Source organism: Massilia haematophila (genome assembly GCF_042647645.1).
GTDB lineage: Bacteria > Pseudomonadota > Gammaproteobacteria > Burkholderiales > Burkholderiaceae_D > Telluria > Telluria haematophila.
In genome coordinates this window covers 321,485-334,957 of the sequence record NZ_JBHRVV010000001.1, presented here as the reverse complement: position 1 = coordinate 334,957, position 13,473 = coordinate 321,485, and the positions used below count along the sequence as shown (strand labels likewise).

13 protein-coding genes are annotated in these 13,473 nt (G+C 66.9%); 8 read left to right on the top strand and 5 right to left on the bottom strand.

All coding sequences use genetic code 11. The features are described 5' to 3' along the window. Positions 1 to 30: 30 nt before the first annotated feature. Positions 31 to 723, top strand: coding sequence for a UPF0149 family protein (locus ACFOPH_RS01450; protein WP_379733001.1), 693 nt, complete (start codon positions 31 to 33; stop codon positions 721 to 723). A 43-nt stretch (positions 724 to 766) separates the two neighbouring features. On the opposite strand, the gene ACFOPH_RS01445 is transcribed toward ACFOPH_RS01450, so the two are convergent. After that, positions 767 to 1,909 (bottom strand): sensor histidine kinase, encoded by a 1,143-nt coding sequence (locus ACFOPH_RS01445; RefSeq protein ID WP_312551475.1) that lies wholly within the window; start codon positions 1,907 to 1,909, stop codon positions 767 to 769. Between the two features lie 98 nt (positions 1,910 to 2,007). Further along, on the bottom strand, positions 2,008 to 3,138 hold the full coding sequence (locus ACFOPH_RS01440) for an HPP family protein (RefSeq protein ID WP_312551476.1): 1,131 nt from the start codon (positions 3,136 to 3,138) through the stop codon (positions 2,008 to 2,010). A 149-nt stretch (positions 3,139 to 3,287) separates the two neighbouring features. Here ACFOPH_RS01440 and ACFOPH_RS01435 point away from each other — a divergent pair, with 149 nt between their 5' ends. After that, entirely contained in the window at positions 3,288 to 3,416 is a 129-nt protein-coding gene (locus tag ACFOPH_RS01435) for a hypothetical protein (RefSeq protein WP_379732999.1), read from the top strand. Then, a complete protein-coding gene (locus ACFOPH_RS01430; protein WP_379732997.1) occupies positions 3,416 to 4,252 on the top strand; it encodes an MBL fold metallo-hydrolase in 837 nt (278 codons plus the stop codon). The genes ACFOPH_RS01435 and ACFOPH_RS01430 overlap by 1 nt, the downstream gene beginning before the upstream one ends. A 917-nt stretch (positions 4,253 to 5,169) precedes the next feature. Here ACFOPH_RS01430 and ACFOPH_RS01425 read toward each other — a convergent pair. The 3 genes from ACFOPH_RS01425 to orn are packed head-to-tail and all read right to left on the bottom strand — an operon-like array spanning position 5,170 to position 8,294. Next, positions 5,170 to 6,180: a hybrid sensor histidine kinase/response regulator gene (locus tag ACFOPH_RS01425; protein ID WP_312551478.1), complete on the bottom strand. Its 1,011-nt coding sequence runs from the start codon at positions 6,178 to 6,180 to the stop codon at positions 5,170 to 5,172. After that, positions 6,117 to 7,634 (bottom strand): PAS domain-containing protein, encoded by a 1,518-nt coding sequence (locus ACFOPH_RS01420; protein WP_379732994.1) that lies wholly within the window; start codon positions 7,632 to 7,634, stop codon positions 6,117 to 6,119. The genes ACFOPH_RS01425 and ACFOPH_RS01420 overlap by 64 nt, the downstream gene beginning before the upstream one ends. Before the next feature lie 54 nt (positions 7,635 to 7,688). Beyond that, on the bottom strand, positions 7,689 to 8,294 hold the full coding sequence (gene orn / locus ACFOPH_RS01415) for an oligoribonuclease (RefSeq protein WP_312551480.1): 606 nt from the start codon (positions 8,292 to 8,294) through the stop codon (positions 7,689 to 7,691). Positions 8,295 to 8,341: 47 nt separating this feature from the next. Between orn and ACFOPH_RS01410 the strand changes: the two genes are divergently transcribed. The 5 genes from ACFOPH_RS01410 (at position 8,342) to ACFOPH_RS01390 (ending at position 13,331) form a co-directional block, all read left to right on the top strand. After that, positions 8,342 to 9,619: a M48 family metallopeptidase gene (locus ACFOPH_RS01410; protein WP_379732992.1), complete on the top strand. Its 1,278-nt coding sequence runs from the start codon at positions 8,342 to 8,344 to the stop codon at positions 9,617 to 9,619. Beyond that, complete coding sequence (locus ACFOPH_RS01405; protein ID WP_312551482.1) at positions 9,616 to 9,945, top strand: 4a-hydroxytetrahydrobiopterin dehydratase; 330 nt, start codon at positions 9,616 to 9,618, stop codon at positions 9,943 to 9,945. The genes ACFOPH_RS01410 and ACFOPH_RS01405 overlap by 4 nt, the downstream gene beginning before the upstream one ends. Continuing rightward, positions 9,942 to 10,829: a ribosome small subunit-dependent GTPase A gene (gene rsgA / locus ACFOPH_RS01400; protein ID WP_312551483.1), complete on the top strand. Its 888-nt coding sequence runs from the start codon at positions 9,942 to 9,944 to the stop codon at positions 10,827 to 10,829. The genes ACFOPH_RS01405 and rsgA overlap by 4 nt, the downstream gene beginning before the upstream one ends. A 133-nt stretch (positions 10,830 to 10,962) precedes the next feature. Continuing rightward, on the top strand, positions 10,963 to 11,889 hold the full coding sequence (argF, locus tag ACFOPH_RS01395; protein ID WP_379732989.1) for an ornithine carbamoyltransferase: 927 nt from the start codon (positions 10,963 to 10,965) through the stop codon (positions 11,887 to 11,889). A 209-nt stretch (positions 11,890 to 12,098) separates the two neighbouring features. Further along, a complete protein-coding gene (locus tag ACFOPH_RS01390; protein WP_312551487.1) occupies positions 12,099 to 13,331 on the top strand; it encodes an argininosuccinate synthase in 1,233 nt (410 codons plus the stop codon). Positions 13,332 to 13,473: the final 142 nt, after the last annotated feature.

Genomic DNA, 13,473 nt, shown 5'->3' with positions numbered 1-13,473 from the left:
CTGGCGACTTCACCGCAACAAGAGCATCCCATGCAACTCGACCAGCCCCTCACCGAAAAAGAATTCAACGAACTCGACCAGTTCCTCCTCTCCGAGCGCAGCCCGGAAGACGCGATGACGATGGACACCCTGCACGGCTACCTGACGGCGATCGCCATCGGGCCGGAAACCATCATGCCGGCCGAGTGGCTGCCGCGCGTCTGGGGCGAGGACGGCAAGCAGGCGCCAAAATGGAAGAACGGCAAGGAAGAGGAACGCGTCGTCAACCTGATCATGCGCTTCATGAACGAAGTCCTGGTCACCTTCGAGGTCGCGCCCAAGGAATTCGAGCCGCTGTACTGCGAGCACGAGCACCAGGGCCAGACCCTGATCGACGCCGAAGCCTGGTGCTGGGGCTTCTGGGAAGGCATGGAACTGCGCCCGGGTTCCTGGGACCCGATCTGGGAGTCCGAGGTCGCCGACCTGATGCGCCCGCTCTACCTGCTGGGCGCCGACGAGATCGAGGAAGAAGAACTGCCGCTGGTCGAAGACCCGGTCAAGGCGCACCAGCTGGCGCTCGAGATCGAGGCCAACCTGCCGGCCATCCACCGCTACTGGCTGCCGCTGCGCAAGAGCGCCGTCGAGACCGTGCGCAACGAGGCGCCGAAGGTCGGCCGCAACGACGACTGCCCTTGCGGCAGCGGCAAGAAGTACAAGAAGTGCTGCGGGGCCGACCAGGCGTAAACGGCATCGGTGTCGATCGAACCGGGGCGCGTCCCCGGTTTTTTCATGCCAGCGTCGGCGCGCTGCGGAAAGGCCGGCAATCGACCGGGATGTCGATCACGAAGGTGGTGCCGCGCTCGCGCGAACTGTCGACGCCGACGCTGCCGCCGTGACTTTCCGCCACCGTGCGCACGTAGGGCAGGCCGATGCCCCAGCCCTGCTTCTCGCCCCTGGCGGCTGCTTCGGCGCGGCGGTACATCTGGAAGATGTCTTCCTGCTCGCCGAGCGGGATCGGCTCGCCTTCGTTGTGCACGGTCAGCAGCAGGCGCTGGTGGACCTCGTCGACCTTGATCCGGATCGGCGTGCCGGGCGCGCCGTACTTGCGCGCGTTCGACAGCATGTTCTCGAGCGCCCGGCGCAGCGCCTTGCGGTCCCACCAGCCCAGCACGCTGGTCCCGGCCAGTTCCACGTCCGGCCCGTGGGCGGCGACGTCGCGCTGCACCTCGGCCGCCAGTTCGCGGACGTCGAAACGGGCCAGGTCGAGCGGCACGCGCTGGCCGCCGTGGAAGGCCATCGAATCGAGCAGTTCGCCGATCATGCCGCCCATCCGGTGCACGCTTTTCGAGGCGCGCGCGGCCACGTCGTGGATGCGCGACACGTCTTCCATGCGCACGATCAGGTCGAGCGCCGTGGCGGCGGCCTGCAGCGGGCCGCGCAGGTCGTGCGTCAGGGCCGCGGCCAGGCGTTCGCGCAGGCCGTTGTGCACCAGGGTGAAGGCGTGCACCGCCTGCTTGATGGCGGCGTCGATCGAGGCGTCGATGATCACCACGTCGGCGGCGCCGAGCGCCACGCCTTCGCGCGGCAGGACCTCGAGGATGGCGCGGCGCAGCAGCTGGTATTCGTCGATCAGTGCGACATGGTCGTAGCTGGTGACGCGGGCGCGCTCGCCGCCGTGCTCGGCGGCGACCGTCGTATGGTCGGCACCGTGGGTACGCATGTGGCCCTTGCTGAGGCTTTCGGCGATGTTGTCGTAAAACACGGGCAAGGTGTCGATCAAGACCGGATGACGCAGCTCGGCTGCCTGCTCGACGGCGCCGCGCACGCTGCGCTCCCACTCCGCGAAGACCGTATCGCGCAGCGCCAGCATGCGCCGCGACGTCTCGGACAGACTCTTCTCGCCTTCTTTCTGGTCACTGGCCAATGTCACGCATCACCTTTCATCATCGCAGCACGGGGGTATTCATCTTAATGCAATGCGATGAACCACGGCGCGCCGCACCGGTCCCGTCGTTGCCGGCGATCGACTCAGGCCGCCGCCGTCGCCAGCTGCTGTTCGCACAGCGCGGCCATCAGGTCGGAGCGGCTCACCAGGCCGATCACGGCGCCGTCCCTGCCGGTGATCGCGACCTGGTGGTAGCCGCCGTCGGCCAGCAGCGGCACCAGCTGCGCCAGCGGCGCGTCGGCGGGCAGCGCAGCCACGCGCTGGCGCATGGCGTCGGCCACGCGCGGCGCGGCGCCCGGCACCAGCCGGCGCAGGTGGGCGGTCCAGCCGCCGTGGCGCAGCAGGTCTTCCACGCCCAGGATGCCGAGCAGGTAGCGGCGCTCGTCGAGCACCGGCACCGACTGCAGGCGGTGGCGCAGCAGCAGTTCGCGCGCATGCTCCAGGGTGTCGCGCGGGCTGACCGCCACCACGTGGCTCGACATCAGCTCGGCGCAGGTGCGCTCGCGGAAGCGCCGGTGCAGCGCCAGCTGGCGCGCGTCGTCGACGATGGCCAGCAGGTCGTCGTGGCTGACGTCGAGCACTTCGCCGTAGCGCGCCAGCGCCGCTTCCAGGTCCTGCTCGGTGATCCCCAGGCGCGCCGCGGGCGCCGGGTCGCCGGTCGCGTGCACGTTGCGGTCGGCCGCGTGCGCGACGTGCGGATAGCGGCGCCGGGTCAGGTTGTTGTAGAGGATGGCCGCGCCGACGATCAGCGCCGAATTCAGTGCGACCGGCATGAAGGCGAACAGGAAGCCGGCCTGGTGCACCGCCGCGCCGCCCAGCACCGTGGTCAGGGCGACGGCGCCGCCGGGCGGATGCAGGCAGCGTAGCGCGAACATGGCGGCGATCGCCAGGCAGCCCGCCAGCGGCGCGGCCAGCAGCGGATCGTGCACCAGGCGGGCGCAGGCGACGCCGACCAGGGCCGACAGGGTATTGCCGCCGATGACGGACCAGGGCTGGGCCAGGGGACTGGCCGGCACGCAGAACAGCAGCACGGCGGACGCGCCCATCGGCGCGATCAGCCAGGCGGCCTGGCCCGGCGCCAGCAGATGGGTCAGGAAAGCGGTGACGAACAGGCCGGCGCAGGCCCCGAGCACGGCGCGCGCGCGTTCGAGGCGCCCGACGGCGAGCGGCTGCGGCAGGAAGCCGTGCAGCCACTGGATGAATTGTCCTTGCATGGAAGAGCGGTGTGAAGCAAAGACCGTTATTACACCATAAGCGGGGCGTCGCTGCAGCTCGCTACCCGAGGCGCACGTCTTTCATCCGCTTGAGGTAGGATGCGCCATGTTTTCATAAGCGTAATGACGCGACCACCACTGAAGAATCCATGACCGGCCCACTCAACAAGACCGTCCTGCGCGCGCTCGCCGCCGCCTGCCTCGCAACCTGCATCGCCGCCCCCTCGTTCGCCGCCGCCCCGATGGCCAAGACCCCCGCCCCGGCTACTACCGGGTGATGCTGGGCGAGTTCGAGATCACCCCGCTGTCCGACGGCACCGTCGACCTGCCGGTCGACAAGCTGCTGAACGACAAGGCCGACAAAACCAATGCCACGCTGGCCAAGTCCTTCCTGAAAAGCGCGCTCGAAACCTCGGACAACGCCTTCCTGGTCAACACCGGCAAGAAGCTGATCCTGATCGACACCGGCGCCGGCGCGCTGTTCGGGCCGACGCTGGGCAAGCTGCTGGCCAACATGAAAGCGGCCGGCTACGCGCCCGAGCAGGTCGACGAGGTCTACCTGACCCACATGCACAGCGACCACCTGGGCGGCCTCGTGGTGCAGGCCCAGCCCGCGTTCCCGAACGCGGTCGTGCGCGCGGCCAAGCGCGAGGCCGACCACTGGCTGAGCCAGGCGAACATGGACAAGGCGCCGGAAGACGGCAAGGGCTCGTTCAGGAACGCGATGGCCGCGCTCGACCCGTACGTGAAAGCCGGCCGCTTCAAGACCTTCGACGGCGACGTCGAGGTCTCGCCCGGCATCCGCGCCCTGGGCGGCCATGGCCACACGCCGGGCCACACCACCTTCGTCGTCGAAAGCGGCGGCCGCAAGATGATGGTGATCGGCGACCTGATCCACGTCGTCGCGGTGCAGTTCGAGAACCCGGCGGTGACCATCGGCTTCGACGGCGACCAGAAGGCCGCGGCCGCGGCGCGCAAGAAGCTGTTCGGCCTCGCCGCCAAGGAAGGCGCGCTGATCGGCGGCGCCCACCTGCAGTTCCCGGGCCTGGGCCACCTGCGCACCGAGGGCAAGGGGTATCGCTTCGTGCCGGTGAATTACACGCAGATGCGCTGAGCGGGTTCGGTGGCGATGGGTGGGCACGGGGCGCCCATCGAACGATGATCGATGTTGGCGATGGCCGCAGTCGTAGGGTGGACTCCTGAGTCCACGCCGTACGGCGCATGCGTGTCGAGATGCCGGATTCGATCACTCTGGCTTGCCGGTCGCGTTCTCAACGTCCGGGTACGCACCCGCACGAAAGACCGCGTGGGCACAAGTGCCCACCCTACGCGACCGCGGCCCCGCGCACTTCGGCCAGCAGTCGTAGGGTGGGTTCTTGAACCCACGCAGTGCGGCGCATGCATGTCGAGATGCCGGATTCGATCACTCTGGCTTGCCGGTCGCGTTCCCAACGTCCGGGTACGCACCCGCACGAAAGACCGCATGGTCACAAGTGCCCACCCTACGCGACCGCGGCCTCGCGCACTTCGGCCAGCAGTCGTAGGGTGGGTTCTTGAACCCACGCAGTGCGGCGCATGCATGTCGAGATGCCGGATTCGATCACTCTGGCTTGCCGGTCGCGTTCCCAACGTCCGGGTACGCACCCGCACGAAAGACCACGTGGGCACAAGTGCCCACCTACGCGACCGCTGTCCCGCGCACCCCGGCCAGCAGTCGTAGGGTGGGTTCTTGAACCCACGCAGTGCAGCGTGTGCATGTCGAGATGCCGGATTCGGTCACTCTGGCTTGCCGGTCGCGTTCCCAACGTCCGGGTACGCACCCGCACGAAAGACCACGTGGTCACAAGTGCCCACCCTACGCGACCGCGGCCCCGCGCACTTCGGCCAGCAGTCGTAGGGTGGGTTCTTGAACCCACGCAGTGCAGCGCATGCATGTCGAAATGCCGGATTCGATCACGCTGGCTTGCCGGTCGCGTTCCCAACGTCCGGGTACGCACCCGCACGAAAGACCGCGTGGGCACAAGTGCCCACCTACGCGACCGCTGTCCCGCGCACCTCGGCCAGCAGGCCGGCAAGTTCATCGAAATCGACCGGCTTGACCAGGTGGTGGCTGAACCCCGCCTCCTTGGCCGCGCGCCGGTCCTGTTCCTGGCCGTAGCCCGACACCGCGATCAGGACGCAGCCCGCGGTTTCGGGCTGAGCGCGCAGGCGGCGCGCCAGTTCCCGGCCGTCGATCTCGGGCAGGCCGATGTCGAGCAAGAACACGTCGGGCGGCGCCAGGCGCGCGCGTTCCAGCGCGCTGCGCGAACCATGCTCCACCGCCACGTCGTGCCCCGCCGCTTCCAGCAGCATGGCCAGGGTGTCGGCGGCGTCGACGTTGTCGTCCACCACCATCAGCTTCAGGCGCTCGCCGCGACGCGGCCCGGCGCCCTGCTCTTCCGGCTGCGGCTGCGGCGCCGCCAGCGGCAGGCGCACGGTGAAGGTGCTGCCGCGTCCCGGTCCGGGACTGGCGCAGCCGACCGCGCCGCCATGCAGCTCGACCAGGTTGCGCACCAGCGCCAGGCCAAGGCCGAGCCCCCCCTGCGAGCGGTCGCTCGAGCGCTTGCCCTGGGCGAACAGGTCGAAGGCGCTCTCGGTCAGTTCCGGTTCCATGCCGATGCCGTCGTCGGTCACGGACAGCACCAGCATGCCGTCCTCGCGGCGCACGTGGATGTCGATCGTGCCTTCTTCCTGCGTGTACTTGACGGCGTTGCCGAGCAGGTTGGACATCACCTGCACCAGGCGCGCGCGGTCGCCCTCGACGGCGGCCGGGGCACCCGGCAGGTGCACGCCGAGGCGCTGGCGGCGCGCCACCAGTTGCGGGCGCACCTGCTCGACCGCCTCGTCGACGATGGCGCGCGCGTCGAGCAGCGCCTTGTCGAGCACGATCAGGCCGCGCGTCACGCGCGACACGTCCAGCAAATCGTCCACCAGGCGCGTCATGTGGCGCACCTGGCGCCCGATGATGGCGCTGCTCTGGCGCACCCGGGTTTCGTTGAGCACGCCATGTCGAGCAGGGTCGCGGCGGCCTTGATCGGCGCCAGCGGGTTGCGCAGCTCGTGCGCCAGCATGGCCAGGAATTCGTCCTTGCGGCGGTCGGCGTCGACCAGCTTTTCCTCCGCCATTTTGCGGTCGGTGATCTCGCGGAAGAAGATCGCGATGCCGCCGTCCTGCATCGGGAAGGCGCGGATCTCGTTCCAGCCGCTGCACCCGCCGATTCCCGGGAGCTGGTACTCGGCCTGGCCGGCGCTGCGCTCGCGCATCACGCGGCGCATCATGGCGCCGGCTTCGCTGCCTTCGATGTCGGGGAACAGCGCCCAGTGGTCGCGCCCCACCACCTGTGCCGCCGTCAGGCGGCAGATGCGCAGGCCCTCGGCGTTCATTTCCAGGATGCGCCACTGGTCGTCGAGCAGCGCGAAACCTTCGCCGATGGTGTCGAAGATGTAGCGGCTGCGGTCGCGCTCGGCGCGCAGCTCGGCCTGGACGCGTGCGCCGTCGAGCGCGGCCCAGGTGCGTTCGGCGGTGTCGTGCGTGAAGCGCAGGTCGTCCGGGTTCCAGCGGCAGGGTTCGGTGTGGTTGATGCTCAGGAAAGCCCGCAGGCGCCCGGCGCGCACCAGCGGCACCGTCACCAGCGCGCCGATGGCCTCGTCGCGAAAGCGCGCCGACCAGGCCGCGGTACGGACGTCGCCGGCGATGTCCTCGATGGCGACGATGGTCCCGGCGCGCAGGGCGGCGCCGATGTCCGGGCCGAACTCGTCGAAGCGGTAGCGCACCCGCGACAGCGCGGCCGTGCCCGGACGCAGCCACTGGCGCAGGACCGTGAAGCCCTCGGCGCCATCGTCGACCTCGCAGTACAGCACCCGCGCCAGGGACAGCTCCTCGCCCAGCAGGGCGCTGGCGGTGTCGAGCACTTCGTCGGGCGAATGCAGCGGGCGCAACGCGTCGGACAGCTTCAGCTCGAGCGCGGCGCGGCGCTCGGCGCGCCGGCGTTCGGTGGTTTCGAGCGCGGTGCAGTACATGCCGGCCACGCGGCCGGCGCCGTCGTGCAGGGGCGCGTACGAGAAGGTGAAATAGGCCTGCTCGGGCTTGCCGCCGCGCACCACGCCGATCAGCAAATCCTCGAAGTGCACCGACTTGCCCGACAGCGCGCGGTCGATGAAGGGCACCACCTGGGCCCAGGCATCGGTCCAGACGCGCTGCAGGGGTTCGCCCAGCGCCTGCGGATGGCGCTCGCCGAGGATGGGCACGTAGGCGTCGTTGTAGAGCATGCGCAGGTCCGGCCCCCAGCAGACGAACATCGGCAGCGCCGAGTCGAGCGCCATCGCGACCGCGGTCGCCAGTTGCGGCGGCCAGTCGTCGGGGTGTCCAAGGGGAGAGTCACGCCAGTCGTGCGCGCCGATCAGGGCGCGCAGACCGGCGGGGGCCGCATCAGGGCCGCCGCGCAGTATTCCGTGCATCTTGTCATTTTCCCACAAGGGCAGGATACACGTAGCACGGATGCGGGAGGGTGTTTACAGCTTGATGAAGTGCTCGCGGTAGTACTTCAGCTCTTCGATCGATTCGGTAATGTCGGCCAGCGCGGTGTGCTTCTGGTGCTTCTTGAAACCGGAGGCCAGTTCGGGCTTCCAGCGGCGGCACAGCTCCTTGAGCGTCGAGACGTCGAGGTTACGGTAGTGGAAGAAGGCTTCCAGCTTCGGCATGCCGCGCGCCATGAAGCGGCGGTCCTGGCAGATCGAGTTGCCGCACATCGGCGACTTGTTGGCCGGGACGTACTGCTTCAGGAAGGCGATCAGCTGGGCTTCGGCATCGGCTTCGGTGACGGTCGAGGCCTTGACGCGGTCGATCAGGCCCGAGCGGCCATGGGTGCCCTTGTTCCAGTTGTCCATCTTGTCGAGGGTCGCGTCGGACTGGTGGATGGCGAACACGGGTCCTTCGGCGATCACGTTCAGTTCGGCATCGGTGACGACGACGGCGACCTCGATGATGCGGTCGTTGTCCGGATCAAGTCCGGTCATTTCCATGTCGACCCAGACCAGGTTGAACTCGTTGGGGCGCGCCGTGGCGCTCGTTGCGGTTGCCGGGTTTGCAGATACGGCGGATTCGGTGGCTTGTGACATAATTCTCTCTTTGCCTAAACAATCCTGCATTTTCTCACAGGCACAGAATGTCTTCACTTGCGTTTTCGGTCTTGTTCGTCGTTTTCTTCGTGCTGACGCTCGGTCTGCGCTTCTGGCTGGCCAACCGCCAGATCCGCCACGTGCTGCGCAACCGCGGCGCGGTGCCCGCCGAATTCGCGCCGAAGATCGCGCTCGAGACGCACCAGAAGGCGGCCGACTACACCGTCGCCCGCACCCGCTTCGGCATCGCCGCCCTGCTCTGGGGCGGCCTGGTCCTGATCGGCTTCACCCTGCTGGGCGGGCTGCAGGCGATCTCGAACGCCCTGCTGCCGCTCGCCGGTCCGGGCATGCTACATCAGATCCTGCTGGTGGTCGCGTTCGCCGTCGTCTCCGGTGTGCTCGACCTGCCCTTCGACTACTACCGCCAGTTCGTGCTCGAGGAGCGCTTCGGCTTCAACAAGATGTCGCGCGGCCTGTGGCTGGCCGACATGGCCAAGGGCGCGCTGCTCGGCGCCGCGATCGGCCTGCCGCTGCTGTGGGTGATCCTCAAGCTGATGGAAACCACGGGTTCGCTCTGGTGGCTGTGGGTCTGGTGCGTCTGGAGCGGCTTCCAGCTCCTGATGATGGTGTTGTATCCGACCGTGATCGCGCCGCTGTTCAACAAGTTCACGCCGCTCGCCGACGACAGCCTGAAAGCACGCATCGAAGGCCTGATGGCGCGCGTCGGCTTCGCCTCGAAGGGCCTGTTCGTGATGGACGGCAGCCGCCGCAGCGCCCACGGCAACGCCTATTTCTCCGGCTTCGGCGCGGCCAAGCGCATCGTCTTCTTCGACACCCTGATCGAGCGCCTGGCGCCCCAGGAAATCGAGGCCGTGCTGGCGCACGAACTGGGCCACTTCAAGCTGCGCCACATCGTCAAGCGCATGGTCGTCATGTTCGCGCTGTCGCTGGCCTTCCTGGCGCTGCTCGGCTACCTCAAGGAGCAGAGCTGGTTCTACACGGGCCTGGGCGTGACGCCACTGCTCGATGGCCCGAACGACGCCATGGCCCTGCTGCTGTTCGCGCTGGTGCTGCCGATCTTCACGTTTGTGCTCGGCCCCCTGAACGCGATCACCTCGCGCAAGCACGAGTTCGAGGCCGACGCCTTTGCCGCAAAGCACAGCAGTGCGGACGACCTGGTCTCGGCCCTGGTCAAGATGTACGAAGATAACGCCTCGACCCTGACGCCGGATCCGCTGCACTCGGCCTTCTACGATTCGCATCCGCCGGCCTCGGTCCGAATTGCACACTTGAATGCGGCCCACCTAAGCGCGGCGGCCGCATGAAGCTGGCCGACCAGCACTGCACCCACGGCGCGCCGGCGCTGGACGACGCGGCCCTGGCGGCGCAACTTGCCGCCCTGCCCGGCTGGCGCCGGAACGATCATCGTCTCGAGCGCGAATACGCCTTCAAGGACTACCACGAGACCATCGCCTTCGTGAACGCCCTGGCGTCCATGATCCACCGCGAAGACCACCATCCCGAACTGCGCGTGCGCTACCGCCACTGCCTGGTCGCCTGGACCACCCACTCGGCCGGCAATGCCGTGTCGATGAACGACTTTATCTGCGCTGCGAAAGCCGACGCAATCTACGAGGAACGCAGCGCATGAGCATGAGCGGCACCATCATCGCGGCCCACGGCCGCCACTACCTGGCCGATGTCGAGGGCACGAAATACCAGTGCGTCACGCGCGGCAAGAAGACCAATGTGGCGGTGGGCGACGTCGTGCACCTGAAGCAGACCTCGAACGACCAGGCCGTGATCGAGGACATCGCCGACCGCACCACCCTGATCTACCGCTCCGACCAATATAAATCGAAACTGCTGGCGGCGAACATCTCGCGCCTGTTCATCGTCGTCGCCACCGAGCCGAGCTTCGCCGACGACCTGGTCTCGCGCGCCCTGGTGGCCGCCGAGGCGGCCGGGATCGAGGCCCACCTGATCCTGAACAAGACCGACGTGAAGGAGCCGCTGCCGCGCGCGCGCGAACGCGCCGCCGTCTACGGTTCGCTCGGCTACCCGGTGCACGAGGTCTCGGCGAAAGCCGATCCGGAGCACGCCCTGTCCGTGCTGCAGCCGCTGCTGGCCGGCCAGCACTCGATCTTCATCGGCCAGTCGGGCATGGGCAAGTCCTCGCTCATCAACCTGCTCGTGCCGGACGCCGACATCGCCGTGCGCGAGATCTCCTCGGCGCTCGACACCGGCAAGCACACCACGACCTTCACGCGCCTGTACTGGCTGCCGGGCGGGGCCGCGATCATCGATTCGCCGGGCTTCCAGGAATTCGGCCTGTACCACCTGACGGAAGGGATGCTGGAGCGGGCGTTCGTGGAGTTCAAGCCTTATCTCGGCGGCTGCAAGTACTACAACTGCCGCCACCTGGCCGAGCCGCAGTGCGCGGTGCTCGAGGCGGTGAAGGACGGGAAGATCGCGAAGATGCGCCACGAACTGTACGCGCAGCTGCTGCACGAGTCGTCGCAGACACTTTATTGATACGGAAAATACTGCTGAGCAGGCATATTTACGCGGTGAATAATTGCAGCGAATAATAGGCGCGCCGCCTGCTTTCCCTAGCGTCAAGCAAAAGCCCTTATAATCGAAGGGATAACAGACAAGCGGATACGATATGCCAGTTTCACAACCTATCAAGCACTTCCTGCAATTCTCCGACTTCTCGCTCGACGAGTTCGAGTACGTGATCGAACGCGCCAAGGTCATCAAGCGCAAGTTCAAGGCCTACGAGGTCTACCACCCGCTGGTCGACCGCACCCTGGTGATGGTCTTCGAGAAGAGCTCGACCCGGACCCGCTTATCCTTTGAAGCGGGCATGCACCAGCTGGGCGGCGCCGCGATCTACCTGAACACGCGCGACAGCCAGCTCGGCCGCGGCGAGCCGGTCGAGGACGCGGGCCAGGTCATGTCGCGCATGTGCGACATCATCATGGTGCGCACCTTTGGCCACGACATCATCGAGCGCTTCGCCGCCAACTCGCGCGTGCCGGTGATCAACGGCCTGACCAACGAACATCATCCCTGCCAGGTGCTGGCCGACGTCTTCACCTTCTACGAGCACCGCGGCCCGATCGCCGGCAAGACGGTGGCCTGGATCGGCGACGCCAACAACATGCTGTACTCCTGGCTGCAGGCGGCCGAGGTGTTCGGCTTCCACCTGAACATCTCGACCCCGAAGGGCTACGAGCTGGACCCGAGCCTGGTGTCCACGAAGCGCTACACCCTGTTCGACAACCCCTCGGACGCCTGCGCAGGCGCGCACCTGGTCAGCACGGATGTGTGGACCAGCATGGGCTACGAGAAGGAAAACGCCGAGCGCATGAAGGCCTTCGACGGCTTCATCGTCGACGCCGCCAAGATGGCGCGCGCCACGCCCGACGCCCTGTTCATGCACTGCCTGCCGGCCCACCGCGGCGAGGAAGTCGCGGCCGAGGTGATCGACGGTCCGCAGTCGGTAGTCTGGGACGAAGCCGAAAACCGCCTGCATGTGCAGAAGGCCCTGATCGAGTACCTGCTGCTGGGCCGCATCGAAGACAAGTAAAAGCGGTAGAATGACGTTTTGTGCAGTGCGGAAGACCGCGCTGCACAAAACGGGCGTCTTACTTACGCGGCCTGTCACGATATTTTTTTACCAACCCCACAATCATATGTTTGATCGTTGGTCCCACGCCCCGCTCGCACAGGGAGCGCCACTGCGGACCGGCTGACCATTTAGTCCCCTCCTCACGTCACACCATCACTGGAACATCCATGAGCGACATTAAAAAAGTAGTCCTCGCCTACTCCGGCGGCCTCGATACCTCGGTCATCCTGAAATGGCTGCAGGATAACTACAAGTGCGAAATCGTCACCTTTACCGCCGACCTCGGCCAGGGCGAAGAACTGGAGCCTGCGCGCGCCAAGGCGATCAAGTTCGGCATCAAGCCGGAAAACATCTACATCGACGACGTGCGCGAAGAGTTCGTGCGCGACTTCGTCTACCCGATGTTCCGCGCCAACACCGTGTACGAAGGCGAATACCTGCTCGGCACCTCGATTGCGCGTCCGCTGATCGCCAAGCGCCTGATCGAGATCGCCAACGAGACCGGCGCCGACGCCATCTCGCACGGCGCGACCGGCAAGGGCAACGACCAGGTGCGTTTCGAGCTGGGCGCCTATGCGCTCAAGCCGGACGTCAAGATCATCGCTCCGTGGCGTGAATGGGACCTGCTGTCGCGCGAGAAGCTGCTGAAGTACGCGGAAGACGCCGGCATCGAGATCGACATGAAGCACAAGAACGGCGGCGCGCCCTACTCGATGGACGCCAACCTGCTGCACATTTCCTTCGAAGGCCGGCACCTGGAAAACCCGAGCGCCGAAGCCGAGGAATCGATGTGGCGCTGGACGGTGTCGCCTGAAGCGGCGCCGAACGAAGCCGAGTACCTCGACATCGAATTCGAGAAGGGCGACATCGTCGGCCTGAACGGCACGCGCATGACCCCGGCCCAGGTGCTGACCGAGCTGAACCGCCTGGGCGGCAAGCACGGCATCGGCCGCCTCGACCTGGTCGAGAATCGCTACGTCGGCATGAAGTCGCGCGGCTGCTACGAAACCCCGGGCGGCACCATCATGCTGCGCGCCCACCGCGCGATCGAATCGATCACGCTGGACCGCGAAGTGGCGCACCTGAAGGACGACCTGATGCCGCGCTACGCTTCGCTGATCTATAACGGCTACTGGTGGGCGCCTGAGCGCGTCGCGCTGCAGACCCTGATCGACCACACCCAGCAGACCGTGAACGGCTGGGTGCGCGTCAAGCTCTACAAGGGCAACGTGATCGTGGTGTCGCGCGACTCGAAGACCGATTCGCTGTTCGACATGAACATCGCCACCTTCGACGAAGACGGCGGCGCCTACAACCAGGCCGACGCCGGCGGCTTCATCAAGCTGAACGCCCTGCGCATGCGCATCGCCGCCAAGGCGCGCGCGAAGCGCGGCCAGTAAGGCTTAGCGCTCGCATCGAAAGCCGCCTTCGGGCGGCTTTTTTGTTTTCGTAGGGTGGGTACTTGTACCCACCTGGCAGGACCGCTTCAGCACTGGTGGGTTCGAGAACCCACCCTACGCAAATCCGGGGCGCCTCGGTGTT

Coding starts and splice junctions, on each gene's coding strand:
- argF (WP_379732989.1), top strand. CDS start 10,963: ATGCCAGTTTCACAACCTATCAAGCACTTCCTGCAATTCTCCGACTTC.
- ACFOPH_RS01450 (WP_379733001.1), top strand. CDS start 31: ATGCAACTCGACCAGCCCCTCACCGAAAAAGAATTCAACGAACTCGAC.
- ACFOPH_RS01430 (WP_379732997.1), top strand. CDS start 3,416: ATGCTGGGCGAGTTCGAGATCACCCCGCTGTCCGACGGCACCGTCGAC.
- ACFOPH_RS01420 (WP_379732994.1), bottom strand. CDS start 7,634: ATGCACGGAATACTGCGCGGCGGCCCTGATGCGGCCCCCGCCGGTCTG.
- ACFOPH_RS01435 (WP_379732999.1), top strand. CDS start 3,288: ATGACCGGCCCACTCAACAAGACCGTCCTGCGCGCGCTCGCCGCCGCC.
- rsgA (WP_312551483.1), top strand. CDS start 9,942: ATGAGCATGAGCGGCACCATCATCGCGGCCCACGGCCGCCACTACCTG.
- ACFOPH_RS01405 (WP_312551482.1), top strand. CDS start 9,616: ATGAAGCTGGCCGACCAGCACTGCACCCACGGCGCGCCGGCGCTGGAC.
- ACFOPH_RS01410 (WP_379732992.1), top strand. CDS start 8,342: ATGTCTTCACTTGCGTTTTCGGTCTTGTTCGTCGTTTTCTTCGTGCTG.
- orn (WP_312551480.1), bottom strand. CDS start 8,294: ATGTCACAAGCCACCGAATCCGCCGTATCTGCAAACCCGGCAACCGCA.
- ACFOPH_RS01440 (WP_312551476.1), bottom strand. CDS start 3,138: ATGCAAGGACAATTCATCCAGTGGCTGCACGGCTTCCTGCCGCAGCCG.
- ACFOPH_RS01390 (WP_312551487.1), top strand. CDS start 12,099: ATGAGCGACATTAAAAAAGTAGTCCTCGCCTACTCCGGCGGCCTCGAT.